The sequence below is a fragment of the Dactylosporangium siamense genome, from assembly GCF_016862795.1.
Lineage (GTDB): Bacteria > Actinomycetota > Actinomycetes > Mycobacteriales > Micromonosporaceae > Dactylosporangium > Dactylosporangium siamense.
Window position 1 is genome coordinate 1 of sequence record NZ_BONQ01000041.1, and the last position, 21,668, is coordinate 21,668.

The window sequence follows — 21,668 nt, forward strand, 5'->3', positions numbered from 1 at the left end:
AACGGCACCCGGCTGCAGATCTGGGACTGCAACGGCTCCACCGCCCAGGTGTTCCGGCTGACCTGACCCGCGTGTTTCGCGACCACGCCGACGGGCGTTACGGTGGGTGATGGGACGCTCGGGAGATTAGGTGGGTTGGGGTACGGTCGGGGAAGACGGAAGACCGACGCCGGTCCGGGCTCAGCCAAGCGTGGCAGCCTCGGGCCGGCCCGGGTCGGGTAGCGTTTCGGAGATGTTCGGCAGGACAGCGGCGCCCGCGCTCAGGTGCGGCTTCGGCGGGTTCCACGCAGCGACTTCCGCGCGGCTGGAGCTGACCATCCCCCGGCGGCAGGAACTGATCGACGTCTGGGCCCAGCTCACCGACGCCGAGGCCAGCTTCCGGCTCGGCTGGGGACCCGCCGGCCCGGTCGTCGAACGCGACGACACCGACCCGATGGTCATCGCCGACGAGGGCGCCGAGTTCGTCGCCCGCGACCTGCTGGCCGGTGGCGTCGTCGCGAGCATCGGGTTCGGCCGCGGCAACGACGGGTTCATGGAGGTCGGCGGCCTGGTCCACCCGACGTTCCGCCGGTTCGGGTTCGGGCGGGAGACCCTCGAGCTGGTCTGCGCGTTCGCCCATCAGCACTTCGGCATCGTCGAGCTGCGGGCGAAGTGCGAGCCCGACAACGAGGCGAGCCGCCGCTGGCTGGCCTCGGCCGGGTTCCTGCCGGTCGACGGCACCGTGGCACACACCCTGCCCGACGGCCGGAAGATCGCGGCGGTCCTGTGGCGCCGGCTCGACCCGACAGCCCAGCGGCGGTGCAAACGCCCGTTCACACCCATCGGCTGACCGCGCCACGGTGAGGCCCGGCTCGAGTCGTCACTGCGCTCCCTGACCTATGAGGCCCGCGCCCAGACGGGCTGGGCAGAGCTGGGCGCGGCGGGCAGTGCCGCCCGCGCCACGTAGTCGCGGTTTCCCACGGTCCGGAAGAGCGCGGGCAACGCCCGATGATCGAGGGCCGCGACGGGCGGGCAGGTCCGCGGCCGCCGGGCAAACCGGGCATGATGAGGGACCGTGACCGACGTGAAAATGGCGGACTACTACGAGCGCCGCGCACCTCACTACGACGCGGTGTACGCCAGGCCGGAACGGCAAGCCGACATCCGCACGCTGCAACGCCTGATCCCCGCCGCCCTGACCGGCCGCGACGTGCTGGAGGTCGCCGCCGGCACCGGGTACTGGACGCAGTTCGTCTCGGCGACCGCGAACACCGTGGTCGCGACCGACTACAACCCCGCCCCGCTGGCCATCGCCGCCGCGCGTGAGTATCCCAGGGCCAACGTCCGCTTCGGGCGGGCCGACGCCTTCGCCCTCGACCAGGTCGCCGGCGATTTCACGGCCGCGTTCGCCGGGTTCTGGTGGTCGCACCTCCGCCGGAGCGACACCGACCGGTTCCTGCGCGGCGTGTGCGCCCGAATGAGGCCGGGCTCCGCCGTGGTGATCGTCGACAACCGGTACGTCGACGGCAGCAGCCAACCGGTCACCCGCACCGACCAGGCCGGCAACACGTTTCAGCGCCGGGAGCTGCCGGACGGCACCACCACCGAGATCCTGAAGAACTTCCCCACCGCGACCGAGCTCCGCACGGCCGTGGACGGCCACGGCAGCGCCCCGGACATCGTCGAGCTCGAATACTACTGGCTTCTGACGTTCACCGTGTGAGGGCCGGCGCCGGCCCTCACACGGCATCACGGCTTCTTCAGCGTCGCCTGCAGGGCACCGACCACCCCGGCGAGCTCGGCGAGCAGACCGCCGACGCTGCTGGTGTCGTTGCCGCCGATGGTGACGGCGCGCAGCTCCGCGGGTTTCGGCAGTTTCGCCACGATCTCCGGCAGGGCGTCGACGAGCTTCGCCTGGATGCTCTCCACCGACTGGGCGTTGTCGATCTCGGCCCGCAGCCGGGTGCGTTCCAGCTCCAGCAGGCCCTGCTCGTGCGCCGCCTGGGCGCGGATCGCGTCGAGGGCGAGGTCGCCGTCGACGGTGAGGCGGCGCAGCGAGGTCTCGCGTTCGATGCGCAGCCGGCCGATCTCGGCCTCCTCCGCGGCGCGTTCCCGCTCGAGGGCCATCGCGTGCCGGGTCGTGGCGTCCTGCAGGTCCGCGAGGGCCCGGCTGTCCTCCTCCTGCCGCTGCGAGCGGCGCAGCTGCTCCCCGGCCTCCCGGTCGAACTGCACCGCGGCGTTGCGGGCGCGCAGCTCGGCGAGCTCCCGGTCGCTCTCGATCTGCTCGGTCTGGCGCAGCCGGGACGCGGCGAGCTCGCGGGTGCCGATCGCCTCGTCGGCGGCGAGTTCGGCGAGCCGGGCGATGCGGCCCTGTTCGGAGCGGTACGGCTTCTGCAGGTTCTCCCACAGCCGCGACGAGCTGACCACGGCCTCCTTGATCTGCACGGTGACGATGCGCAGGCCGAGCCCGGCGGAGGAGTCCGACGAGGTGCCTTCGGCCACGGCGCGCAGCCGGGCGGTCAGCTCCTCGATGATCGGCTGTTTGTCGCTGAGGACGTCGCTGACCCCGAGGGTGGCGACCTTGTCCTTGATGGCGGCCTCGGCCTGCTCCTTGAGCTGCAGGTTGACGAGACGCATCGGGTCCTCGACGTCGCCGAAGTCGAGTTTGCGGTACGCGGTGGAGAAGTCCTCGATGATCCACTGCACGTAGGCCTGGACGAGGACGCCCTGCAGTTCCCGGCAGATGCAGAACGCGTTGATCAGGATGGTCTGCATGGCGCCGGGCACGACCAGGTACGAGTCGGTCGCCGGGTTGTACCGGAATGACACGCCGAGCCCCACGTGCAGCGGCTCGCTGCGGCCGCGGCGGGTGTGCACGACGAACGCGTTCGGCGGGACGATCACGGTCTTCCACCGGCCGAACCCGGTGACGCGGACCTCGACGGCGTTCGGCGCCGGCTGGGCCGCCTGCTGCCGGCCGCCGCCGCGGGTCGGCCCGCCCGGGGCCGGGGCCTGCGCCGCCGGGGCCGGCGCGCTGCGCTTGGACCGCAGGTCCGCCTCGAGCCGCTCCTGCTGTGCGACAACCTGGTTGAGGTAGCTGTTCCCGCTCGACATGCGCCCATATTGGCCAACCGCGTCAAGGCGACGCCACCGGGAAAGCGTCAGGCGTTGAACAGGTCCGCGATCTGCTTCATCCGCGCGTCGACGGTCAGGTCCTCCAGGGACAGCGGCAGCGGGATCCGCCAGTTCGGGTACTGCGACGTGGTGCCCGGCAGGTTCGGCTGGCGGGGTTCGCCGAGCACGTCGTACGGGGAGGCGAGCACGATCCGGCACGGGGTGCGCAGCAGCAGCTGGTGCATCGCCAGGACGATCTCCTCGTCGGTGCTGTCGGGCCCGGTCAGCCCTTCGGCGTCCAGCAGATCCAGCAGCAGGGTGCGTTCCTTCGAGAAGGCGGCCCACTCGACCTTGACGTCGCGGGTGAGGACGCCGGCCTCGGCGCGGGCCAGGACGTGCTCCCCGGACAGGAACCCGCCGGCGGTCGGCAGGTCGTGGGTGGAGATGCTGGCGAGCGCGTTGTGCGGCCAGTCGCCGGGCGGCAGGAACCGGCCGTCGTCGTCGCGGGTGAACCACAGCACGGCGGAGCCGAGGATGTTGCGGTCCTGCAGGGTCGTGGTGACGACGTCCTCGACGGTGCCGAGGTCCTCGCCGACGACGACGGCACCGGCGAGTTTCGCCTCCTCGACGAGGATGCCGAGCATCGCCGCGTCGTCGTAGTACACGTAGGTGCCCTGCGCCGGGGACTGGCCCGGCGGGACCCACCACAGCCGCCACAGCCCGGCGACGTGGTCGACCCGCAGCCCGCCGGCGTGGCGGAAGATCTCCCGCAGCAGGGTCCGCCACGCGGTGTAGCCGGTGTCGGCGAGCCGGTCGGGGCTCCACGTCGCGAGGCCCCAGTCCTGGCCCTGCTGGTTGAACGCGTCGGGTGGGGCGCCGACCTTCGCGCCGGGCGCGATGACGTCCTGCAGCGTCCACGCGTCGGCGCCGCCGGGGTCGATGCCGACCGCGAGGTCGTGGATGATGCCGACCGCCATGCCCTCGGCGGCGGCGTTGGCGACCGCGAGCTGCTCGGCGCAGCGCCGCTGCAGCCAGGTGTGGAACGCGACGGCCGACGGGTCGGCGACGGCGTACGCGGCGGCGCCGGGCCGTTGCAGCTCCGTGGGCCAGGTCCGCCAGTCGGGGCCGTGGTCGGCGACGAGCGCGCAGTACACGGCGAAGTCCGTCAAAGAGGATCTATCGGCAAACGACGCGCCAGCGGGAGGCGCCAGCAGCGTCAACGCCGCATGTTTCGCCCGCCACGCGCCGTCGTAGTCGATCAGCCCGTCCGGGGACGACAGCGGCCGCAGCGCGTCGACGGCCGCCCGCAGCGCAGGCGGCGCGTCGCGGTACTCCGGCAGGTCGGTGATGCGCAGGTACAGCGGGTTCACGAACCGCCGCGACGACGGCGAATACGGCGAGGCCGGCAGCGGGTCGACGGGCGCGACCGCGTGCAGCGGGTTGACCAGGATCGCACCGGCGCCGGTGGACCGCGCCCAGCGGGTGAACGCGGCCAGGTCCGCGAAGTCGCCGACGCCCCAGGAGCCGGCGGAGCGCAGCCCGTACAGCTGCAGCATCCACCCCCAGGTGCGCGGCACCTCGGGCAGCGGCCCGGCCGGCGCGACCGGCGCGGCGGCGGGCGGGACGGCGGGCGGTCCGAGCAGCGACAGGACCGTCTCCACGACGGCCGGGTCGATGTCGACGCGCTCGCCGCCGGACGTCTCGTAATAGGTCGCGACACCGCGGGGGAAAGCTGGCACGCGAACCGTCATACCCCGCTGACCTGGTCGCGAAGCACCAGGCTCGGCACGGTGTCGGCGCCGACGAGGCTCAGTGCCTGCCGGACGCCGCGGGTGCAGCGCACCACGGTGTGCCGGGTGGGGCGGGACGCGGCGAACCGGACGATGGCGCCGGCCGCGGCGGCGTCAAGGAACCGCAGGTCACTGGCGTCGAGCAGGACGGTGCTGTCGACCTCGGTGACCATGTCGAGGATGGACGGCAGGGCGCCGGCGTTGGAGGCGTCGAGTTCGCCTGACAGCCGCAGGTGGGCGCCCCAGCCTCCGACGGTGAAGCGCAGCAGCGGCCCGGGATGGACCGCGCCGATGGCGGTGAGGGCCTCCTTGTCGAACCGGCGGCGGTCGTACAGGCAGAGCCCGGCCACCCGGCCGTCACCGAAGAACCGGTTCACGGCCGACTCGTAGACCAGCAGCTCTGGGGTGTCGAACCCGGCCCGCAGCGTCCACGTCATCTTCCCGGCGACGAACAGCCCCTGGTAGTGCTCGGCGTAGGACTGGTCCCGCATGGCGGTCAGCCCGTCCAGCATCTGCTGGACCCGGGTGGGCCCGGACACGTCGAACCCGTCGCCGTGCATGAGCACCATGAGCTGCCCGGGGGCGGCGTCGGGGGCGGCATCGGTGAGGTGCCGGGCCAGGTCCGCGTCGTCGGCGTCCAGGAAGACCACCACGCGCTGACCTGGGCGCAGGCCGGTCGTCACGAAACCCGTCAGCAGGTCGCGGCACTCGTCGTCGGCCGCATAGGTGACGCTGACATGGTCACCGAGCCGCCACGACGGGTTTCCGCGCCCCTCCGACACCTCCACAGCGTATGGAGAAACGCGATCTGGCACTAGAGCCCCGGCGCGTCGTCCACCGCCTCGTCGGCGAGGGCGGCGGCGCCGATGATCAACGGGTCGGGGGTGCCGACCAGGCCGACGTCCTTGCCGTCGTAGTTGAACCGGTTGAGCACGTGCCGCATCGCCTCGATCCGGCCGCGTTTCTTGTCGTTGGACTTGACCACCGTCCAGGGCGCGTCGGCGGTGTCGGTGTAGAAGAACATCGCCTCCTTCGCCTCGGTGTAGTCGTCCCATTTGTCGAGGGAGGCGAGGTCCATCGGGGACAGCTTCCACTGCCGGACCGGGTCGACCTGCCGGATCAGGAACCGGGTCCGCTGCTCGTTGCGCGACACCGAGAACCAGAACTTCACCAGGTTGATCCCGGACCGCACGAGCATCCGCTCCAGCTCCGGCGCCTCCCGCATGAACTCCAGGTACTCGGCGCGGGTGCAGAAGCCCATGACCCGTTCGACGCCGGCGCGGTTGTACCAGGACCGGTCGAACAGCACGAACTCCCCGGCGGCGGGCAGGTGCTGGACGTAACGCTGGAAGTACCACTGGGTCAGCTCGCGCTCGCTTGGCTTCTCCAGCGCGACGACCCGGGCGCCGCGCGGGTTGAGGTGCTCCATGAACCGTTTGATGGTCCCGCCCTTGCCGGCGGCGTCGCGGCCCTCGAACAGGATGACGAGCCGCTCACCGCGGGACTTCAGCGTGTTCTGCAGTTTCAGCAGCTCGATCTGCAGGAGGCGCTTGGTCCGGTCGTACTCGTCGCGGGTCAGCCGCTCGTCGTACGGGTAGTCCTCCCGCCACGTGTCGATCGGCCGGCCATCCTTGCGCAGCAGCACGGGATCGTCATCGTCGTCGTCCTCGACAAGGTAGTCGTCGAGCGAGAGGTCAGCCATTCCACTGATGTACCCTCTCGCCCGACGTTTCACCACTGCCGGCGTTTGAACAGCGCGTTACTGGTAGCCCCGGATCTCCTTGAACGCCGCGGGCAGGGCGCCGCCCGCGCGGGCGTCGAACGTCCGGCCGCCGGTGAGGGTGGCGACCTCGGTCATCTCGCCGGTGTTGCTCTCCCCGAACAGCACCGTGAACACCGGCACCTTGGGCAGCTGCGGCACCTTCGCCCGGAACGCGGCGAGGTCCGCGCCGGCGGTGCGTTCGCCGTCGGTGAGCAGCACGATCGAGGTGAACCGGTCACCGCCGGACCCGGCCAGGGCGTACGCGGCCAGCAGCGCGTCGTAGATCGCCGTGTCGCCCTCGGCCTTGAGCTTGTCCACGTGCCCGCGGATCTGCGTCAGGACCGGGTCGAAGCCGGTCTCCGGCAGCTCGAACGTCGTCGCCGTGCCCGGCCGGGTGCTGAACGGCAGCAGCACCACCTGTTCCCGGCCGTTGAAGCGGCTGAACTGCCCGGACAGGCTGGCGTCGGCGCCGGTGAGCCCGGTCAGCGCGGTCTTGAGCCCCTGCAGCCGCTCGCCCTTCATCGACCCGGACAGGTCCAGCACGTAGATCGTGCGGGCCGGCCGGCGCAGCGAGTCGCCGAACGCCCCGATCAGCGCGTCGGCGGCGTCGAGCCGGCCGGGGAACGGCAGCTCCGGCAGGTTGCCGCTCTTCGGCCCGAACTCGGCGGTGAGCGTCAGCGACGGATCGGGCACCGCCGGGCGCCGCCACGTCCGGGTCATGATCGCGCGCTGGACCGAGGGCCGGCGCAGATAGTCGGCGACGGCGGCGTAGTTGGTACGGGCCTGCTCCGACGCGCCCGTCAGCAGCGTCAGCGGGTAGTCGGCGGTGACGACCCCGTCGGCCGGGTAGATCACGGTGAGCGGCTCGGCGAGCCGGCCGGAGGCGTTCAGCGACAGGATCACCGACTCGTAGTTGACCAGCCCGTCCACGGGCCGTCCCTCGGCGGCGGCGCGCAGGTACGCGTCCATCAGCCAGCCGGACGAGCCGGCGGTGAGGCTCTGTCCGGCGAAGAACGCCCGCAGCCGCGGCGTGATCGGCCCGATCTGGTCGGCGGTCAGCGCCGCACCGGTCCCGGCGATCGCGGCGGCGACCCCGACGAGGGCCGCGAACCCGGAGTTGGAGCCGGCCGGGTTCGTCATCCCGTAGGTGAAGCGGCGGTCGCCGGCGGCGACCGCGATCTCGCTCCACGTCGGGCGGGTCTCCAGCCACCCCAGCTGCTGCGCGACGGACCTGCGCAGGCCGAGCACGACGGGTGAGGTGGCGATCTTGGTCGCGGTGCCGGTGCGGTTCGCGGCGTCGGGGTGCAGCTGCAGGTAGCGGTTGCTGGCGAACCAGGTCGCGTCGTACTGCTTGGCGGCGCCGCCGTTGACGACGGACTCGACGCCGTCGAGGGTGCCGGTCGCGGTCAGCTTGACCGTGACGCCGGTGGCGCGGGCCGCGTCGTCCAGGATCGGCTGCAGGTCGGCGAGCTCGCTGCCGGCCAGGACACGCAGGGTCCCGTCGCCCTTGAGGAACGGCGGCTCCCCCTTCGCCGCCTGGGGTTCGTCGGTGCAGGCGGTGAGGGCGCACGTGGCGGCGAGGGCCACGATCAGCAGCTTCCTCATGTCAGTCTCTCTTCCAGCGCGATGAGCAGCGCGTGCAGGGTGGGTTCGTCCGGGGACGGGATGGTGTCGGCGGCGCCGAGGGCGACCGGGCCGGGCGAGCCGGCGGTGCGGAACCCGTGCGCGGCGGCGAGCCGCTGCAGCTGCGGGTCCGTGGCGAGCAGTTTCGCCAGGTCGGCGCCGGCGGCGGTGAACGGCACGACGGTGTGCTCGCTGACGATCGTCGGCGACGGGTAGAGCAGCACGTGGTCGGCGCCGGCGCCCCGGTCGAGGAACTGGGCCTCGTAGACCAGGACCAGCGGCGCGAAGTCCTTGCCCCGGCTCAGCCAGCTCTCGAACGGCTCGTCGGTGGTGGTGTCCACCGCGCCCTGGTCGGCGAAGACCTTCGTGACCGCGGCCAGGTCACCGCCGGTGACCTGGTTGAGGACCGCGGCGAACAGCGCGGCGGAGTTGGAGTCGGCGGGCCGGGTCGTGGCGACCAGGACCGCCTTGGCGACCGGGAACGTCGCGTTGCCGGGGATCTGGTCCCAGCGCAGCCCGCGCTGGTTGGCCGCGACGAACGCCTTCAGGTCCAGGACCCGGTGGCCGCCGGCGGCGCGGCGGGCCATCCCGGCGCTCTGCAGCAGGTCGGCGATCGGGCTGGTGCCGGCGACGGCGAGGGGCGAGCTGAACACCGCGACCGGCGCCCCGGCGGGGGCGCGGCGGCGGGTGATCTCGACGGCGGCGGGGGCGCTGCCGGGGAACGCGAAGTCGTAGCCGCCGAGGTCCATCTCCGCCATGCGGCGCGAGCCGGCCGGGTCCAGGCGCAGCCTGATGCCGTGGGCGGCCAGGGCCTGCCGGACGGCCGGGTCGGCGAAGAACGCCGACTTCTCCGATCCGATCACGCCGGTCAGCTCGCGGGTGTCGGCGCGCTGGCCGAGCACGTGGCCGACGGCGGCGCCGGCGATGACCAGCAGCGCCACCGAGACGATCAGCCATCCGGTCCTTTTCACGCCCCGAGTGTGCACCGCACATGCAATCCCCGGGTGTCTATTCCCTGTTCAGGCCGTGTTTACCTAGTCCACTGTGGACACTCGGCCGACCGCCGGACACGGCCCCGGCCGCCATGTGGCCGATGACCATCCGGCCGGGCCCCCTGGCTGAACGGCTCAGGGTGCCGGCCGGACGGTCGAGCGGGGCCGGGATCTTCCTTGCTCGATGGCATACTTTCCGTCGGTCACACCTCCCCGGAACCCCCTCTGACCTCGCGGATGGTCCCAAACGATGGGCAAGCACCAATCCGGCCCCCGCCTCGGCGCACTGCTGCGTGGGCTCGTCCTGCTCCTCGCCGTCGGCCTCGTCGGCGGCGCCGGGTGGTACGTCCTGCGCAACAACGCGGCCGAGGGCGCCGAGGGCGGCTGCCCGACCACCCTGCACGTGGTCACCGCCTCCTCGTTCGCGACCGTGGTCTCCGCCGCCGGCCGCACCCTGCGCGGCGGCGACGACTGCGTCCTCGTCGACACCGTCAGCACCGACGGCCGCCCCGCCGGCGGGCAGCTCAGCCAGAGCCGCGCCGACCTGTGGATCCCCGACGACGCCGCCTGGGACGTGATCGCCCCGCCGCAGTTCCTGGCGAAGAAGGACACCCTCAACGCCTACGCCACCCTGGCGACCAGCCCCATCTACATGGTCACCGACCCCGCGACCGGCGACCGGATCAACGCCGCCGGCGGCAGCTGGCTCGCCCTCGCCGGGCTGCTCAACACCAGGAACGCCGGCGTCAAGATGGTCGTGCGCAACCCCGCGATGTCCGGCGACGGCATGGTCGCCGCCGGCGCCGTCGGCGAGGCCGTCTGGCTCGACAAGGGCATGGACGCCTCCTCGCTCGTCCTCACCAACGTCCTGGGCGTCACCCGCACCGTCAACCACGACCTCGCCGCCATCCCGGAGGCCGCCGGCGAGGTCGGGCTGATCCCCGAGTACGCGCTGCTGGCCACGCTGCGGCTGGCGAAGTCCGACCGGCGGTACATCGTCGGCAGCGACCACACCGCGCTGCTGCGCTACACCTGGCTGCCGTCCGCGACCGCCGCCGCCGACCCGAAGAAGGCCGCCGCGCTGCGCCGCCTCTACGCCGCGTTCACCAGCGCCGAGGGCAGCCGCGCCATCGCCGACGCCGGCCTGCGCGGCCCCGACAACCTCCGGCCGATCTTCGACGGCGCCAACGTGCTGCCCGAGCCGACCGCGAAACCCTTCGAGGTCCTCCAGCCGCACCACGTCCAGCACATCTTCGCCACCTGGGACCCCGAGGACCGGCGCAGCAACCTGCTCATCATCGTCGACCTCGCCACCAACAGCACCAGCAGCCCCACCGCCGGCTCATCACCGCCGCCCGGCAACAAGTCCGGCCCGCTCGAGGTGCTCCGCGACGGCTGCACCGTCCTGGCCGGCCTCATGCCCGTCGGCTCCCGCCTCGGCCTGTGGGAGGTCAGCCCCGGCACCCCCGGCTACCGCAAGCTCATGCCGACCGACCGGCTCGACGACGCCAGCCGCGCCGCGTTCGGCAAACAGGTCGGCAAGCTCGCCGCCCACAAGGCCGGCCCCGGCCTCTTCGACGCCATCGTCGCCGGCTACCAGTCCGTCCGCGACGACTTCCACGACGACATGTTCAACCAGGTTCTGGTCTTCACCGACGACCAGAACAGGGACAGCGCCAACGCCCAGGCCGTCCAGGACCTCGTGCAGAAGCTCACCAAACTGCAGGACCCGAACAAACCCGTCAAGGTCAGCGTCGTCGTGCTCGGCAAGAAGGAAGCCGCCGAAAAGCTCAAGGAAGCCCTCAAACCCGTCGACGCCTACGTCGACAACGCGCTGCAGACCAGCGACGTCCAGGCCGCCTTCATCCACGTCGTCGCCGGCGGCCTGCACGAATAGCCGCCGAGCGGCCCATACGAAACGGCGTCAGGCGGGCGTCGTCGGCGAGTCCAGCCACGCGTTGATCAGCGCGGTGAAGTCGCGCCCGGTCTGCCGGTTCACGAACGCCGTGAACGCCGCCCGGTCCTGCGCCGTCCCCGCGTGCTGCGACACCCAGGCCCGCGCCAGGGCGAAGAACGCCTCATCGCCCAGGGCCTTGTGCAGCTCGTGCAGCATCAGCGCCGGGCACACGTACACATTGCCCTCCGCGAAACTGTCGGCCCGCGGGTTGCCGGGCGGCCCCAGCTTCTGCCGCGCGTCCGCGTCGCTCTTGCGGGCCCGCCGCGCCCAGTCCTCGATGTCGTAACCGTCGCGCTCCGCCGTGTACAGCGCCTCGGCGTAGGTCGCCCAGCCCTCGTTGAGCCACACGTCCTTCCACGTCGCCGGGCTGACCGCGTCGCCGAACCACTGGTGCGCGTACTCGTGCAGCATGATCCCGTCCAGCGGCTCGACGCTCTTGGCGTCGCCGAGCACGTCACCGCCGATCGTCACCATCTGCTGGGTCTCCATCGCCGAGCGCGACGGCACGATCACCGCACCGGTGCTCGGGAACGGGTACCGGCCGAACCGTGCCTCCAGCCAGCGCAGCTGCTGCGGCGCCCGGCGCAGCACCGGCAGCAGCCGGTCGTCCGTGCCGGGTCTGGTCCACAGCGTGATCGGCAGGTCGTGCGGGCCGGTCAGCCGCTCCTGCTGATACCGCTCCCCCACCGCCAGGGTGGTCAGGTAGGTCGCGACCGGCTGCGCCGAGGAGTAGCTGAACGTGCCGCCCCGCACCGGCCCGGGCGTGCCGCCGGCGATCGCCTCCCAGCCCTCCGGCACCGTGACCGAGATGTCGTAGAGCGCCTTGTCCGACGGCTGGTCGTTGGCCGGATACCAGGTCGACGCGCCGAACGGCTCCTGCATCGTCCACAGCCCGCCGTCGGCGGTGACCGTCAGCCCGAGCGGCTCGGCGTCGCCACGGTGCGACGGCATCGGCACGGGCGCCGGCGTCCCCGCGTACCCCACGACGAGGGTGATCGTGGTGCCGGCGGTCAGCGCCCGGTCCACGGTCAGCTTGCCGTCGGCCACCCGGCCGGCCGCCTCGGCGCCGTCGATCGTCGCGGTGGTCACGGTGTACGGACCGGTGAGGTCCAGCCGCAGCGACGGCTCCGCCCGCAGCACCCGCAGCTTCACCGTCGCCTTCCCGGTGAGGGTCTTCGTCTGCGGCGCCCAGGTCAGCGCCAGCCCGTAGTGCAGCACGTCGATCGCCGGGTTGCCGTAGGCCGGATACAGCGGGTCGGCCACGGGGGTCGACGTGCCGTCGAGGTTGCCGGGGTCCAGCTGCTGCGGCGGCGGCTCCGGGACCAGGGACCGCCCCTCGCTCGACGTGCAGCCGGCCAGGACGGCGGTCGCGGTCAGGGCGGCGAGGAGTCTCGAAGGGCGACGCACCCGGCCAAGCATATGACTCAGGTGCACCCGAGCGCGGCGCGCAGCGCGACGAGGTTGTGCACCATGACGGAGATGTAGTCGTCGCCCTTCTCGACGCCCTCGATCGGGTCCAGCACGGCCGCCTTCGCGCCGACCTCCTTCGCGACCGTCTCCGACAGCTTCGGGCTGACCAGCGCCTCGAAGAAGATCGTCGTCACGCCCTTCTGCTTGGCCAGGGCGGCGATCTCCGACACCCGCTGCGGGCTCGGCTCCGCCTCCGGGTCCAGGCCGCTGATCGGCACCTGGATCAGGTGATACCGGGCGGCCAGATACCCGAACGCCGCATGGCTGGTCACGATCTCGCGCCGCGCGCAGGTCTGCAGTCCGGCGGTGTAGTCCTCGTCGAGCCGGCGCAGCTCGTCCTGCAGCTGGCCGGCCCGCACCTTGATCGCGTCGGCGTTGGTCGGGTCGACGGCGGCGAGGCGGTCCGCGAGCTTGCCGACGATCGCGGCGAACCGGATCGGGTCGAGCCACACGTGCGGGTCGTCGCCGTGCCCTCCGTCCAGGTCCCCACCGGCCTGCAGCGGCTCCACCGACGCGACGTCGAACGCCTTGTCCTTCGCCTGCAGTTTCACCGCCTCGTCGACCGCCGGCTGGAACCCAGCCAGATACACCACCAGGCCCGCGTCGGTGATCTGGGCCAGCTGGGTCGGCTTGAGCTCCAGGTCGTGCGGCTCGGCACCGGCCTGGGTGAGGTTGGTGACGGCGGCGTTCTCCGCGCCGATCCGCTCGCTGATGTACTCCAACGGGTAGAACCCCGCCACGATCTTCAGCCGGCCGTCCTGCTGCCGCTGCGGGGTCGGCTCGTCGCCGCCGCACGCGGCGGCGCTGAGCAACAGGGACCCGGCGGTGAGGCCGGCGAGGACGGCACGACGCAACATGATCCCCATCCTGGCGACTGTTGACAATGATTGTCAAAAACGCATGGTTACGGGGGTCACCGCGCGTAGGGCATCCTAGGAGGCTAGTTTTTGTCCAGGGTGTCGATCGCGGGCGGCTCACTGCGACCAGTGGGTGACCGTTGCTCCAGAGAGGACACAGCCATGCTGCGCGTGCACAACTTCTGCATCTCCGTCGACGGATACGGCGCCGGACCCGACCAGACCCTCGAGGACCCCATCGGCGCCGGCGGCGAGCGGCTGCACGACTGGCTGTTCGAGACCCGCACCGGCCGGCAGATGACCGGCAGGGAGGGCGGCAGCGAAGGCATCGACGACGAGATGATCGCCGCGGGACAGACCGGCCTCGGCGCCACGATCATGGGCCGCAACATGTTCGGGCCGGTCCGCGGGCCCTGGGCCGCCGACGAGTCCTGGACCGGCTGGTGGGGCGCCGACCCGCCCTACCACCACCCGGTCTTCGTCCTGACCCGGCACGCCCGGCCCAGCGTGACCATGCAGGGCGGCACCGTCTTCCACTTCGTCACCGGCGGCATCGAGGCCGCCCTGGAGCAGGCCGTCGACGCCGCCGGAGGGCTCGACGTGCGGCTCGGCGGCGGGGTCTCCACGATCCAGCAGTACCTGCGCGCCGGTCTCGTCGACCAGCTGCACGTGGCGATCATCCCGATCGTGCTCGGCCGCGGCGAGCGCCTCTTCGCCGACGGGCTCACCGACGGGCTCACCTGCACCCGGATGGTCGCCTCCGACGCGGCGACCCACATGATCCTCAGCCGAGCGTGATCGCGTACTGGCGGGCGGTGATGCCGTACCAGCGGTCGGTCAGCCCCTCGTCGGTCATGCCGAGCCGGACCGCGACCGCCTGCGACGCGAGGTTGTCCTGGTCGGTGAGGGCCAGGACCCGCCCGCCGGTCCGCGACAGCAGCTCCCGGGCCGCCCGGGTGGCCAGGCCCTTGCCCTGGTGGCCGGGGTGCAGGTGCCAGCCGATCTCGACCTCGTCCGACGCGTCCAGCGGGAGCAGGAGCACCGTTCCCACCGGTACACCATCCTCCTCGATCGCCCAATATCCTCTCGGCCCGTCCTCCCGCCCCCGCATCCGCGCCAGCCGGGCGAGCGCCTCCTCGCGGTCCGCGACCACCCGCCGGGGGTGCGCGCCCAGGTGCCGCATCACCTCCCACCGGGAGTAGATGTCGTAGAACGCCTCGACGTCGTCGTCCGCCCACCGCCGCAACCGCATACTGATCATGATGCACACCGTTCGTCACCGGCAGGTCACGCGAGGGCCACCACTGACCGACCGCGTTCGATATGATCCGCATCGTTTGCGCCAGATCACGGAGGGATCGACGACCATGACCGTCATCGAAACGGCGCCCGATCTGCCGATCCCCCTCGCCAAGGGGCGGCCGGTCGTCGGCAACGTCCTGGAGATGGCCAAGGACCCGGGTCGGTTCTTCGCGCGGGCGTACCGCGACAACGGCCCCGTCTTCCGGATCAAGCTGTTCAACAAGACCTACCCGGTCATCGCCGGCGCCGAGGCGGCCAACTTCATGGGCTCAAAGGAGGGCCGGGAGTGCCTGCGGTCCAAGGAGTTCTGGCAGGGCTTCCTCGACGAGTACGGCGGCACCCGCACGATCCTCGGCGAGGACGGCGACAGCCACAAGGAGCTGCGCGAGATCATGCGCCGCGGCTACTCCCGCGACGCCATCAAGGGCCGCGGCAACGAGCTCGTCGACATCACCGACCGGGTCATCGAACGCGACTGGCAGGCCGGCGGGTCGGTCCCCGTCGTGCACGCCCTGCAGTACATGGTCACCGACCAGCTCGGCACCATCCTGACCGGCAACGCGCCGCTGGAGTACGTGCCGGACATCCGCACGATGACGCTGTACGTGCTCAACGTGCTCGTCACCAGGCAACGGCCGAAGATCCTGCTGAAGGACCCCCGCTACAAGAAGGCCCGCGCCCGCGTGTTCGAGCTCGGCGACAAGATGGTCGCCGAGCTGCGGGCCACCGCCGGCAGCAAGCCTCCGCAGGAGCGCAACCTGGTCGAGGACCTGATGGACGTGCACCTCAACCGCGAGGGCGTCCTGCCGGCCAACGACCTGGTGCTCGCACTCACCGGCCCGTACGTCGCCGGACTGGACACCGTGGCGAACACCACCGCGGCGTTCATCTACTCGGTCCTCAAGCACCCCGAGGTGCTCGCCAAGGTCCAGGCCGAGGCCGACGACCTGTTCGCGAACGGGCCGATCACCGACGACGACCTGAGCAGGATCCCGTCGATCCGGTACGCGCTGATGGAGGCGATGCGCCTCTACCCGATCGCGGTCGCGCTGACCCGGACCGCGACGCGGGACTTCGAGTTCGCCGGGCACACCATCAAGGAGGGCGAGATGGTGTACATCGGCACCACCGTCCCGCACTTCATGGAGGAGTACTTCCCGGACCCGGACAGGTTCGACATCGACCGCTACGCCAAGCCCCGCTCGGAGCACCTGCAGCCCGGGGCGTACTCGCCGTACGGGCGCGGACCGCACACCTGCCTCGGCAAGAGCTTCGCCGACGTGCAGATGGCCCTGTCGATGGCGCGCCTGTTCCACCGCCTCGACCTGGAGCTCGACCCGCCCGGCTACACGCTCGTCACCAAGACCGCGCCGACGCCCGGCCCGTCGATGAACTTCAAGGTCAAGGTGAAGGGGTACCGCCACCTCATACCCTGACGCCGACGTCGAACAGCGCGCCCTCCAGGATCCGTTCGGTGAGCTCCGGGATGCCGAAACCGGTGCGGCAGTTGGTGAACACGACCGGTTTGCCGCCGCGCTGCACGGCCGCGTCGGCGGCCATGACGCCGAGGTCGGCGTCGACGTAGGGGGCCAGGTCGGTCTTGTTGACCACGAGGATGTCGGAGCGGCTGATGCCGGGCCCGTTCTTGCGCGGGATCCGGTCGCCGGCGGCCACGTCGATGACGTGGACGACGAAGTCGGCCGCGCCGTTCTCGATGAGCACGACGTCGGTGTCCGGGAACCGGGACTCCAGGTCCTCGACCGCATCCCGGCGGACGGCGGCCGGCACGCCGGCGATCCGGTCCTCCGCCAGGATGCCCTTGAGCGCCCGCCGGACGTGGTCGGCGTCCTCGGTGCTGACGGCATCGCCGGTCACGACGAGCACCTTGAGGTGGCGCTGGACGAGGCGTGGCACGAGCTCCTCGATGAGGGCGGTCTTGCCACTGCCGACGGGTCCGCCGACGCCGATGCGGCAGATGGTCTTCATCGGGTGCCCCAGAGGCGGTCGGCGTCCTGCGGTGCCAGGTACGCGATGACGTCGGTGCCCGGCACGAACCGGTGGCTGATCCCGGTGAACGCGTGGCTGCGCATCACCGAGTCCATCACCTCGCGGTCCAGGGTCACCGGCACGAGCACCTGCCCACCCTTCACCACGGCCGGCCAGTGCTGGTCGCCGATGGCGTGGCCGAGCTCCACCGCGGCCCGCAGCGCACCGTCGGCGTCGCGGCGCGGCAGGTCGACGAGCATCACCTCGCCGAACTCGAGCCGGGCCACGATGATCGAGTCGCCGCCCTCGTCGGCCCACAGCACGTCGCCGTCGCGCAGCCGGGTGCCGCGGTCCAGGGACAGCGCGATGTCGACGCCGCCGTCGGTCAGCTTGCGCAGCCGGCGCTTCTGCGCCTCCCACTGGTCCAGGCGCAGGACGTCGGTGTTGGCCGGGCGCCAGGCGCCGTCGGCGAGGTTGCCACGGATCTGTTCGACGAGCACGTCGCTCCCAGCTCCTTCATCGTATGGGCCCGTCCACCGTGACCAGCCGGCTGCCGTCGGTGAAGACCGCCTCGACCTGGATGAACGGCACCATGTCCGGCACCCCGTCCATGACGTCGTCGCGGGACAGCACGGTGCGGGCCCGGGCGGTGACCTCCTCGACGGTCGCCCCTTCCCGCGCCCCCTCCAGGGCCTCGGCGGCGATGACCGCGACCGCCTCCGGGTGGTTGAGCTTCAGCCCGCGGTCCTTGCGGGCGTTGGCGATCTCCGCCAGGGTGAGGATCGTGAGCTTGTCCAGCTCGCGGGGTGTGAGGTGCACTGCCGCCTCCTTTCCCGGTGCTTCCACCCCCGACTGTGCCGCTCTTGCCCGCCGCCGCGCTCACTCCTGATGGGCTACTTGTCGCACCCCGGCGCTACCGTCTCCGCATGGCAACGCTCTCGTACGGCAGCGCGACCGGTCGCTGGGTCCTCACCGCGACCATCCTCGGGTCCGGCATCGCGGCGATCGACGCGACCGTCGTCGGCATCGCGCTGCCGGCGATCGGCCGCTCGTTCGACACCGACCTCGAGACGTTGCAGTGGGTCGTCACGTCCTACACCCTCGCCCTGGCGGGGCTGCTGCTCATCGCGGGTGCCCTCGGCGACCGGTACGGGCGGCGCAGGGTCTTCCTCATCGGGGTCATCTGGTTCGCGCTCGCGTCGGTCCTGTGCGGCGCCGCACCCGACGCGCCGTCCCTCATCGCCGCCCGCGCCCTGCAGGGCGTCGGCGCGGCCCTGCTCACCCCCGGCAGCCTCGCGATCCTGCAGGCCTCCTTCCGCCCCGAGGACCGCAGCCGCGCCATCGGCGCCTGGTCCGGCCTCGGCGGCGTCGCCACCGCGATCGGCCCGTTCGTCGGCGGCTGGCTCGTCGGTGCCGCGTCCTGGCGGCTCATCTTCGCGATCAACGTCCCGATCGCCGCCGCCGTCGTCCTGATCGCCTGGCGGCACGTCCCGGAGTCCCGCGACACCACCGCCACCGGCGGCGTCGACGTCCCCGGCGGCACCCTCGTCACCCTCGGCCTGGTCGGCCTCACCTACGGCCTCATCGAGGGCAACCCCTTCAGCCTCGTCGCCGGCGGGCTGCTGCTGGCCGGGTTCGTCTGGTGGGAGCGCCGCGCCACCCACCCGATGCTGCCGCTGGACCTGTTCTCCTCGCCCCAGTTCAGCGCCACCAACGTCGTCACCTTCGTCATCTACGGCGCCATCGGCGGCGCCCTGTTCCTCCTGCCGATCCAGCTCCAGCAGGTCGCCGGCTACACCCCGCTGCAGGCCGGCGTCTCGCTGCTGCCGATCACCGTCATCATGCTGCTGCTGTCGGCCCGCTCCGGTGCCCTCGCCGCCCGCATCGGCCCGCGCCTGCAGATGAGCGCCGGCCCCCTCCTCGTCGGCGTGGGCATGGCGCTGTTCGCCCGGATCACCGGGTCGGGGTCGTACCTGACCGAGGTCCTGCCCGCCGTCGTCGTCCTCGGCCTGGGCCTGGCCACGACCGTCGCCCCGCTCACCTCCACCGCGCTGTCCTCGGCCCCCGCCAGCCACGCCGGCATGGCCTCGGCCGTGAACAACGACGTCGCCCGGGCCGCCGGGCTCATCGCCGTCTCCGTGCTGCCCGCCGCCGCCGGCATCACCGGGTCGGCGTATCTCCACCCGGACGAGCTCTCCGCCGGTTTCCACACGGCGGTGCTCATCTGCGCCGCGCTGTGCCTGCTCGCCGGGGCCGTGGCCGCCGTCACGATCCGCAACCCGAAGGCGCCGGTGCCGGCGGAGACGCCGTGGCACTGCGCCGTCGACGCTCCCCCGGCGGCGCCGCTCACGACGCGGGCTTGACCAGACGGGCTTTCTCAGGCGGGCTTGATCAGGAGGCCGCGCAGGACGCCGCGGATGGTGCGTTCGAACAGGTCGGGCCCGGCGTCGGCGTTGTCCTGAGGGGTCGTGAACGCCGCGGCCAGGTGCGGATGCCGGGCCGGGTCGACCAGGGCGAACAGCTGACCGGCCTGCTTGCGCGCCATGGCCTGCGGGTCGTCGGGCGGCGGGTTCATGGGTGCCGGCACGGAGAACAGGGCCACCACCCCGGTCAGCACGGCGACCGCCTCCATCTTCGCGCCCGGCGCGTTCGGCAGCGGCGCCATGATGGCCAGGCAGCGCTCGAAGTAGTCGACGGTCCGCGGGCCGAACGCGCCCGGGCGGCGGGTGGCCTCGCTGAGCCACGGGTGGCGGCGGTACAGCGCCAGCTGGTCACGGGCGAGCCCGACGAGGCGGTCGAGCCAGTCGCCGGACGGCGGGCGGTCGACCGGAAGCTCGCTGAGGGCCGCGTCCACCATGAGGTCGAGCAGGTCGTCGCGGGAGGAGAGGTACCGGTAGAGCGAGCCGGCGCCCGTGTCCAAGGCCGCCGCCACGGCACGCATCGAGACGGCCGGGAGGCCACCCGCATCGGCCAGGGCGGTCGCGGCGGCCACGATCTCGGCGCGGCTGTGCTGCGGGACCGGACCCCGGGACCGGCGGTCGGGCCGGGTCCAGATCGATTCCCGGGCTGTTCCGGACATGCCGGCAAGCATAATTCGCCGCCACGTCGCTTTCCGGCGGTGGCTCCATTGCTTCCGGCGGTGGCTCCATCGCTTCCGGCGGTGGCTCCATCGCTTCCGGCGGTGGCTCCATCGCTGGGGTGGGTGGCGGCGGCGGTCGGAAATTCCGTCGGACCCACCCGGTAACATCCGTGGTGTCCCGAAATCCCTAGCCAAAGGTGCGCGGCAACCATGCTCGACATCGAGTTGATTCGTAAGGACCGGGCCTCTGTCGAGGCCGCCCTGTCCAAGAGGCTCGAGCCGTCCGAGGTGTCCCGCGCGCTCAGTGCCATCGCCGAGCTGGACAAGCAGCGCCGCGAGCTCATCGGCGACATCGACGCCGAGCGGGCCCGCCGCAAGGAGGAGGCCCGCGCCTTCGGCGCCGCGAAGGCGGCCGGTCAGGCCGTCGAGCCGACCACCCGCGACGCCAAGGCCGCGCTGCAGGAGCTCGAGGACCGCCTCGCCGCCGTGCAGGAGCAGCTCACCACGGTGATGAGCGAGCTGCCCAACCTGCCCGCCGAGGACGTCGTGGCCGGCGGCAAGGAGGCCAACGTCGTCGTCAAGGTCTTCGGCGAGGCACCGAAGATCGACAACGTCCGCGACCACGTGACCCTCGCCAACGAGCTCGGCCTCGTCGACTTCGAGCGCGGCGTCAAGCTCGGCGGTTCCGGCTTCTGGATCTACACCGGCTGGGGCGCCCGCCTCGAATGGGCCCTGGTCAACTGGTTCATCGACCGGCACTTCGCCGCCGGCTACCAGTTCATGCTGCCGCCGCACCTGCTGCTCGACTCGGCCGGCTATGCCGCGGGCCAGTTCCCGAAGTTCTACGACGACGTGTTCCACATCGCCACCGACGGCGACGAGCGCGGCCGCTTCCTGCTGCCGACCTCGGAGACCGCGATCCTCGGCGCCTACCAGAACGAGATCTTCGAGACGGCGGACCTGCCGCACAAGGCGTATGCCTACACCCCCTGCTACCGCAGCGAGAAGGCCGGCTCGCACTCCGACGAGCGCGGCACCGTGCGCGGCCACCAGTTCAACAAGGTCGAGATCTTCCAGTTCACCGCCCCCGAGGACGGCGAGAAGACCCTCGAGGAGATGGTCGACTACGCCGAGGACCTGGTGAGCTCGCTCGGCCTGCACTTCCGGCGGTCGCTGCTCGCCGCGGGCGACTCCAGCGCCTCGATGCGCAAGACCATCGACATCGAGGTGTGGATGCCGAGCACCGGCAAGTACAAGGAGGTGTCCTCGGTGTCCTGGGCCGGCGACTACCAGGCCCGCCGCGCCGGCATCCGCTACCGCGTCCCGGGCTCGAAGAACAACCGGTTCGTCCACACGCTCAACGGCTCCGCCCTGGCGACCAGCCGCATCTTCCCGGCGATCCTCGAGCAGTTCCAGCAGGAGGACGGCTCGGTGCTGGTCCCCGAGGTGCTGCGCGACAAGGTCGGCACCGACCGCATCGTGAAGCCCACCAAGCGCCGGTAGCCCACCAAGCGCCGGTAGCCCACCCAACCGACGACCCTGGCCGCGAGGCCGCCCGCCCGGACAACCGGCGCGGCCGGCCTCGCCGCCCACCCCTGCGCCGGTGCGATCCCGCACCTGGCCAGGAAGCGGTGTGCTTCATTCGAAACGCTGCCCGGCCCGCAGCACCTGCGACCTGCCCGGCTCGGCGTCCCGCCGCGCACCCCGGATCGACCAGCACGCACGACACACCCGACTCGACGTCTCGCCGCACACCC

The 21,668-nt window shown here is 71.9% G+C and carries 20 protein-coding genes; 7 read left to right on the forward strand and 13 right to left on the reverse strand.

The window, feature by feature from the left end; all coding sequences use genetic code 11:
- The first annotated feature begins 232 nt into the window (after positions 1–232).
- Positions 233–829 (forward strand): GNAT family N-acetyltransferase, encoded by a 597-nt coding sequence (locus Dsi01nite_RS13490; protein WP_203846468.1) that lies wholly within the window; start codon positions 233–235, stop codon positions 827–829.
- 225 nt (positions 830–1,054) lie between these two features.
- Positions 1,055–1,702: a class I SAM-dependent methyltransferase gene (locus Dsi01nite_RS13495; protein ID WP_203846469.1), complete on the forward strand. Its 648-nt coding sequence runs from the start codon at positions 1,055–1,057 to the stop codon at positions 1,700–1,702.
- Positions 1,703–1,728: 26 nt separating this feature from the next.
- Here Dsi01nite_RS13495 and Dsi01nite_RS13500 read toward each other — a convergent pair whose 3' ends face one another.
- From Dsi01nite_RS13500 to Dsi01nite_RS13525, 6 genes are read right to left on the reverse strand one after another with little or no spacing between them, the layout of a single operon-like run.
- Positions 1,729–3,093, reverse strand: coding sequence for an SPFH domain-containing protein (locus Dsi01nite_RS13500; RefSeq protein ID WP_203846470.1), 1,365 nt, complete (start codon positions 3,091–3,093; stop codon positions 1,729–1,731).
- Positions 3,094–3,140: 47 nt separating this feature from the next.
- Positions 3,141–4,832, reverse strand: a complete 1,692-nt coding sequence (locus Dsi01nite_RS13505) for a 4-alpha-glucanotransferase (RefSeq protein WP_239135871.1) — start codon at positions 4,830–4,832, stop codon at positions 3,141–3,143.
- A gap of 8 nt (positions 4,833–4,840) precedes the next feature.
- Complete coding sequence (locus Dsi01nite_RS13510) at positions 4,841–5,665, reverse strand: MEDS domain-containing protein (RefSeq protein WP_203846472.1); 825 nt, start codon at positions 5,663–5,665, stop codon at positions 4,841–4,843.
- Between the two features lie 32 nt (positions 5,666–5,697).
- Positions 5,698–6,585: a polyphosphate kinase 2 gene (gene ppk2, locus Dsi01nite_RS13515; protein WP_203846473.1), complete on the reverse strand. Its 888-nt coding sequence runs from the start codon at positions 6,583–6,585 to the stop codon at positions 5,698–5,700.
- A 57-nt stretch (positions 6,586–6,642) separates the two neighbouring features.
- Positions 6,643–8,250: a vWA domain-containing protein gene (locus Dsi01nite_RS13520; RefSeq protein WP_203846474.1), complete on the reverse strand. Its 1,608-nt coding sequence runs from the start codon at positions 8,248–8,250 to the stop codon at positions 6,643–6,645.
- Positions 8,247–9,239 carry a hypothetical protein gene (locus Dsi01nite_RS13525; protein ID WP_203846475.1) on the reverse strand — a complete coding sequence of 331 codons (993 nt, stop codon included), beginning with the start codon at positions 9,237–9,239 and terminating at the stop codon, positions 8,247–8,249. Before Dsi01nite_RS13525 ends, Dsi01nite_RS13520 begins: the two co-directional genes overlap by 4 nt.
- A gap of 271 nt (positions 9,240–9,510) precedes the next feature.
- Between Dsi01nite_RS13525 and Dsi01nite_RS13530 the strand changes: the two genes are divergently transcribed.
- Positions 9,511–11,157 (forward strand): substrate-binding domain-containing protein, encoded by a 1,647-nt coding sequence (locus tag Dsi01nite_RS13530; protein WP_203846476.1) that lies wholly within the window; start codon positions 9,511–9,513, stop codon positions 11,155–11,157.
- Positions 11,158–11,184: 27 nt separating this feature from the next.
- On the opposite strand, the gene Dsi01nite_RS13535 is transcribed toward Dsi01nite_RS13530, so the two are convergent.
- On the reverse strand, positions 11,185–12,624 hold the full coding sequence (locus Dsi01nite_RS13535) for a M1 family metallopeptidase (RefSeq protein ID WP_239135872.1): 1,440 nt from the start codon (positions 12,622–12,624) through the stop codon (positions 11,185–11,187).
- Between the two features lie 17 nt (positions 12,625–12,641).
- Positions 12,642–13,544 (reverse strand): metal ABC transporter substrate-binding protein, encoded by a 903-nt coding sequence (locus tag Dsi01nite_RS13540; protein WP_203846478.1) that lies wholly within the window; start codon positions 13,542–13,544, stop codon positions 12,642–12,644.
- Positions 13,545–13,706: 162 nt separating this feature from the next.
- Here Dsi01nite_RS13540 and Dsi01nite_RS13545 point away from each other — a divergent pair, with 162 nt between their 5' ends.
- Entirely contained in the window at positions 13,707–14,342 is a 636-nt protein-coding gene (locus Dsi01nite_RS13545; protein ID WP_203846479.1) for a dihydrofolate reductase family protein, read from the forward strand.
- On the opposite strand, the gene Dsi01nite_RS13550 is transcribed toward Dsi01nite_RS13545, so the two are convergent.
- Positions 14,329–14,805: a GNAT family N-acetyltransferase gene (locus Dsi01nite_RS13550; protein ID WP_203846480.1), complete on the reverse strand. Its 477-nt coding sequence runs from the start codon at positions 14,803–14,805 to the stop codon at positions 14,329–14,331. The two genes, Dsi01nite_RS13545 and Dsi01nite_RS13550, sit on opposite strands and share 14 nt — an antisense overlap.
- A 106-nt stretch (positions 14,806–14,911) precedes the next feature.
- Here Dsi01nite_RS13550 and Dsi01nite_RS13555 point away from each other — a divergent pair, with 106 nt between their 5' ends.
- The gene (locus Dsi01nite_RS13555) at positions 14,912–16,282 is read left to right on the forward strand and encodes a cytochrome P450 (RefSeq protein WP_203846481.1); all 1,371 of its coding nucleotides are present in this window, start codon (positions 14,912–14,914) and stop codon (positions 16,280–16,282) included.
- Here Dsi01nite_RS13555 and Dsi01nite_RS13560 read toward each other — a convergent pair.
- From Dsi01nite_RS13560 to Dsi01nite_RS13570, 3 genes are read right to left on the reverse strand one after another with little or no spacing between them, the layout of a single operon-like run.
- Entirely contained in the window at positions 16,272–16,832 is a 561-nt protein-coding gene (locus Dsi01nite_RS13560; protein WP_203846482.1) for a GTP-binding protein, read from the reverse strand. The two genes, Dsi01nite_RS13555 and Dsi01nite_RS13560, sit on opposite strands and share 11 nt — an antisense overlap.
- A complete protein-coding gene (locus Dsi01nite_RS13565) occupies positions 16,829–17,332 on the reverse strand; it encodes an urease accessory protein UreE (protein WP_203846483.1) in 504 nt (167 codons plus the stop codon). The genes Dsi01nite_RS13560 and Dsi01nite_RS13565 overlap by 4 nt, the downstream gene beginning before the upstream one ends.
- A gap of 16 nt (positions 17,333–17,348) precedes the next feature.
- Complete coding sequence (locus Dsi01nite_RS13570; protein WP_203846484.1) at positions 17,349–17,651, reverse strand: urease subunit gamma; 303 nt, start codon at positions 17,649–17,651, stop codon at positions 17,349–17,351.
- A 107-nt stretch (positions 17,652–17,758) separates the two neighbouring features.
- Here Dsi01nite_RS13570 and Dsi01nite_RS13575 point away from each other — a divergent pair, with 107 nt between their 5' ends.
- A complete protein-coding gene (locus tag Dsi01nite_RS13575) occupies positions 17,759–19,195 on the forward strand; it encodes an MFS transporter (protein WP_203846485.1) in 1,437 nt (478 codons plus the stop codon).
- A 14-nt stretch (positions 19,196–19,209) separates the two neighbouring features.
- On the opposite strand, the gene Dsi01nite_RS13580 is transcribed toward Dsi01nite_RS13575, so the two are convergent.
- Entirely contained in the window at positions 19,210–19,911 is a 702-nt protein-coding gene (locus tag Dsi01nite_RS13580; protein ID WP_203846486.1) for a TetR/AcrR family transcriptional regulator, read from the reverse strand.
- Positions 19,912–20,121: 210 nt separating this feature from the next.
- Between Dsi01nite_RS13580 and serS the strand changes: the two genes are divergently transcribed.
- Positions 20,122–21,414 (forward strand): serine--tRNA ligase, encoded by a 1,293-nt coding sequence (serS, locus tag Dsi01nite_RS13585; RefSeq protein WP_203846487.1) that lies wholly within the window; start codon positions 20,122–20,124, stop codon positions 21,412–21,414.
- The last annotated feature ends 254 nt before the right edge of the window (positions 21,415–21,668 follow it).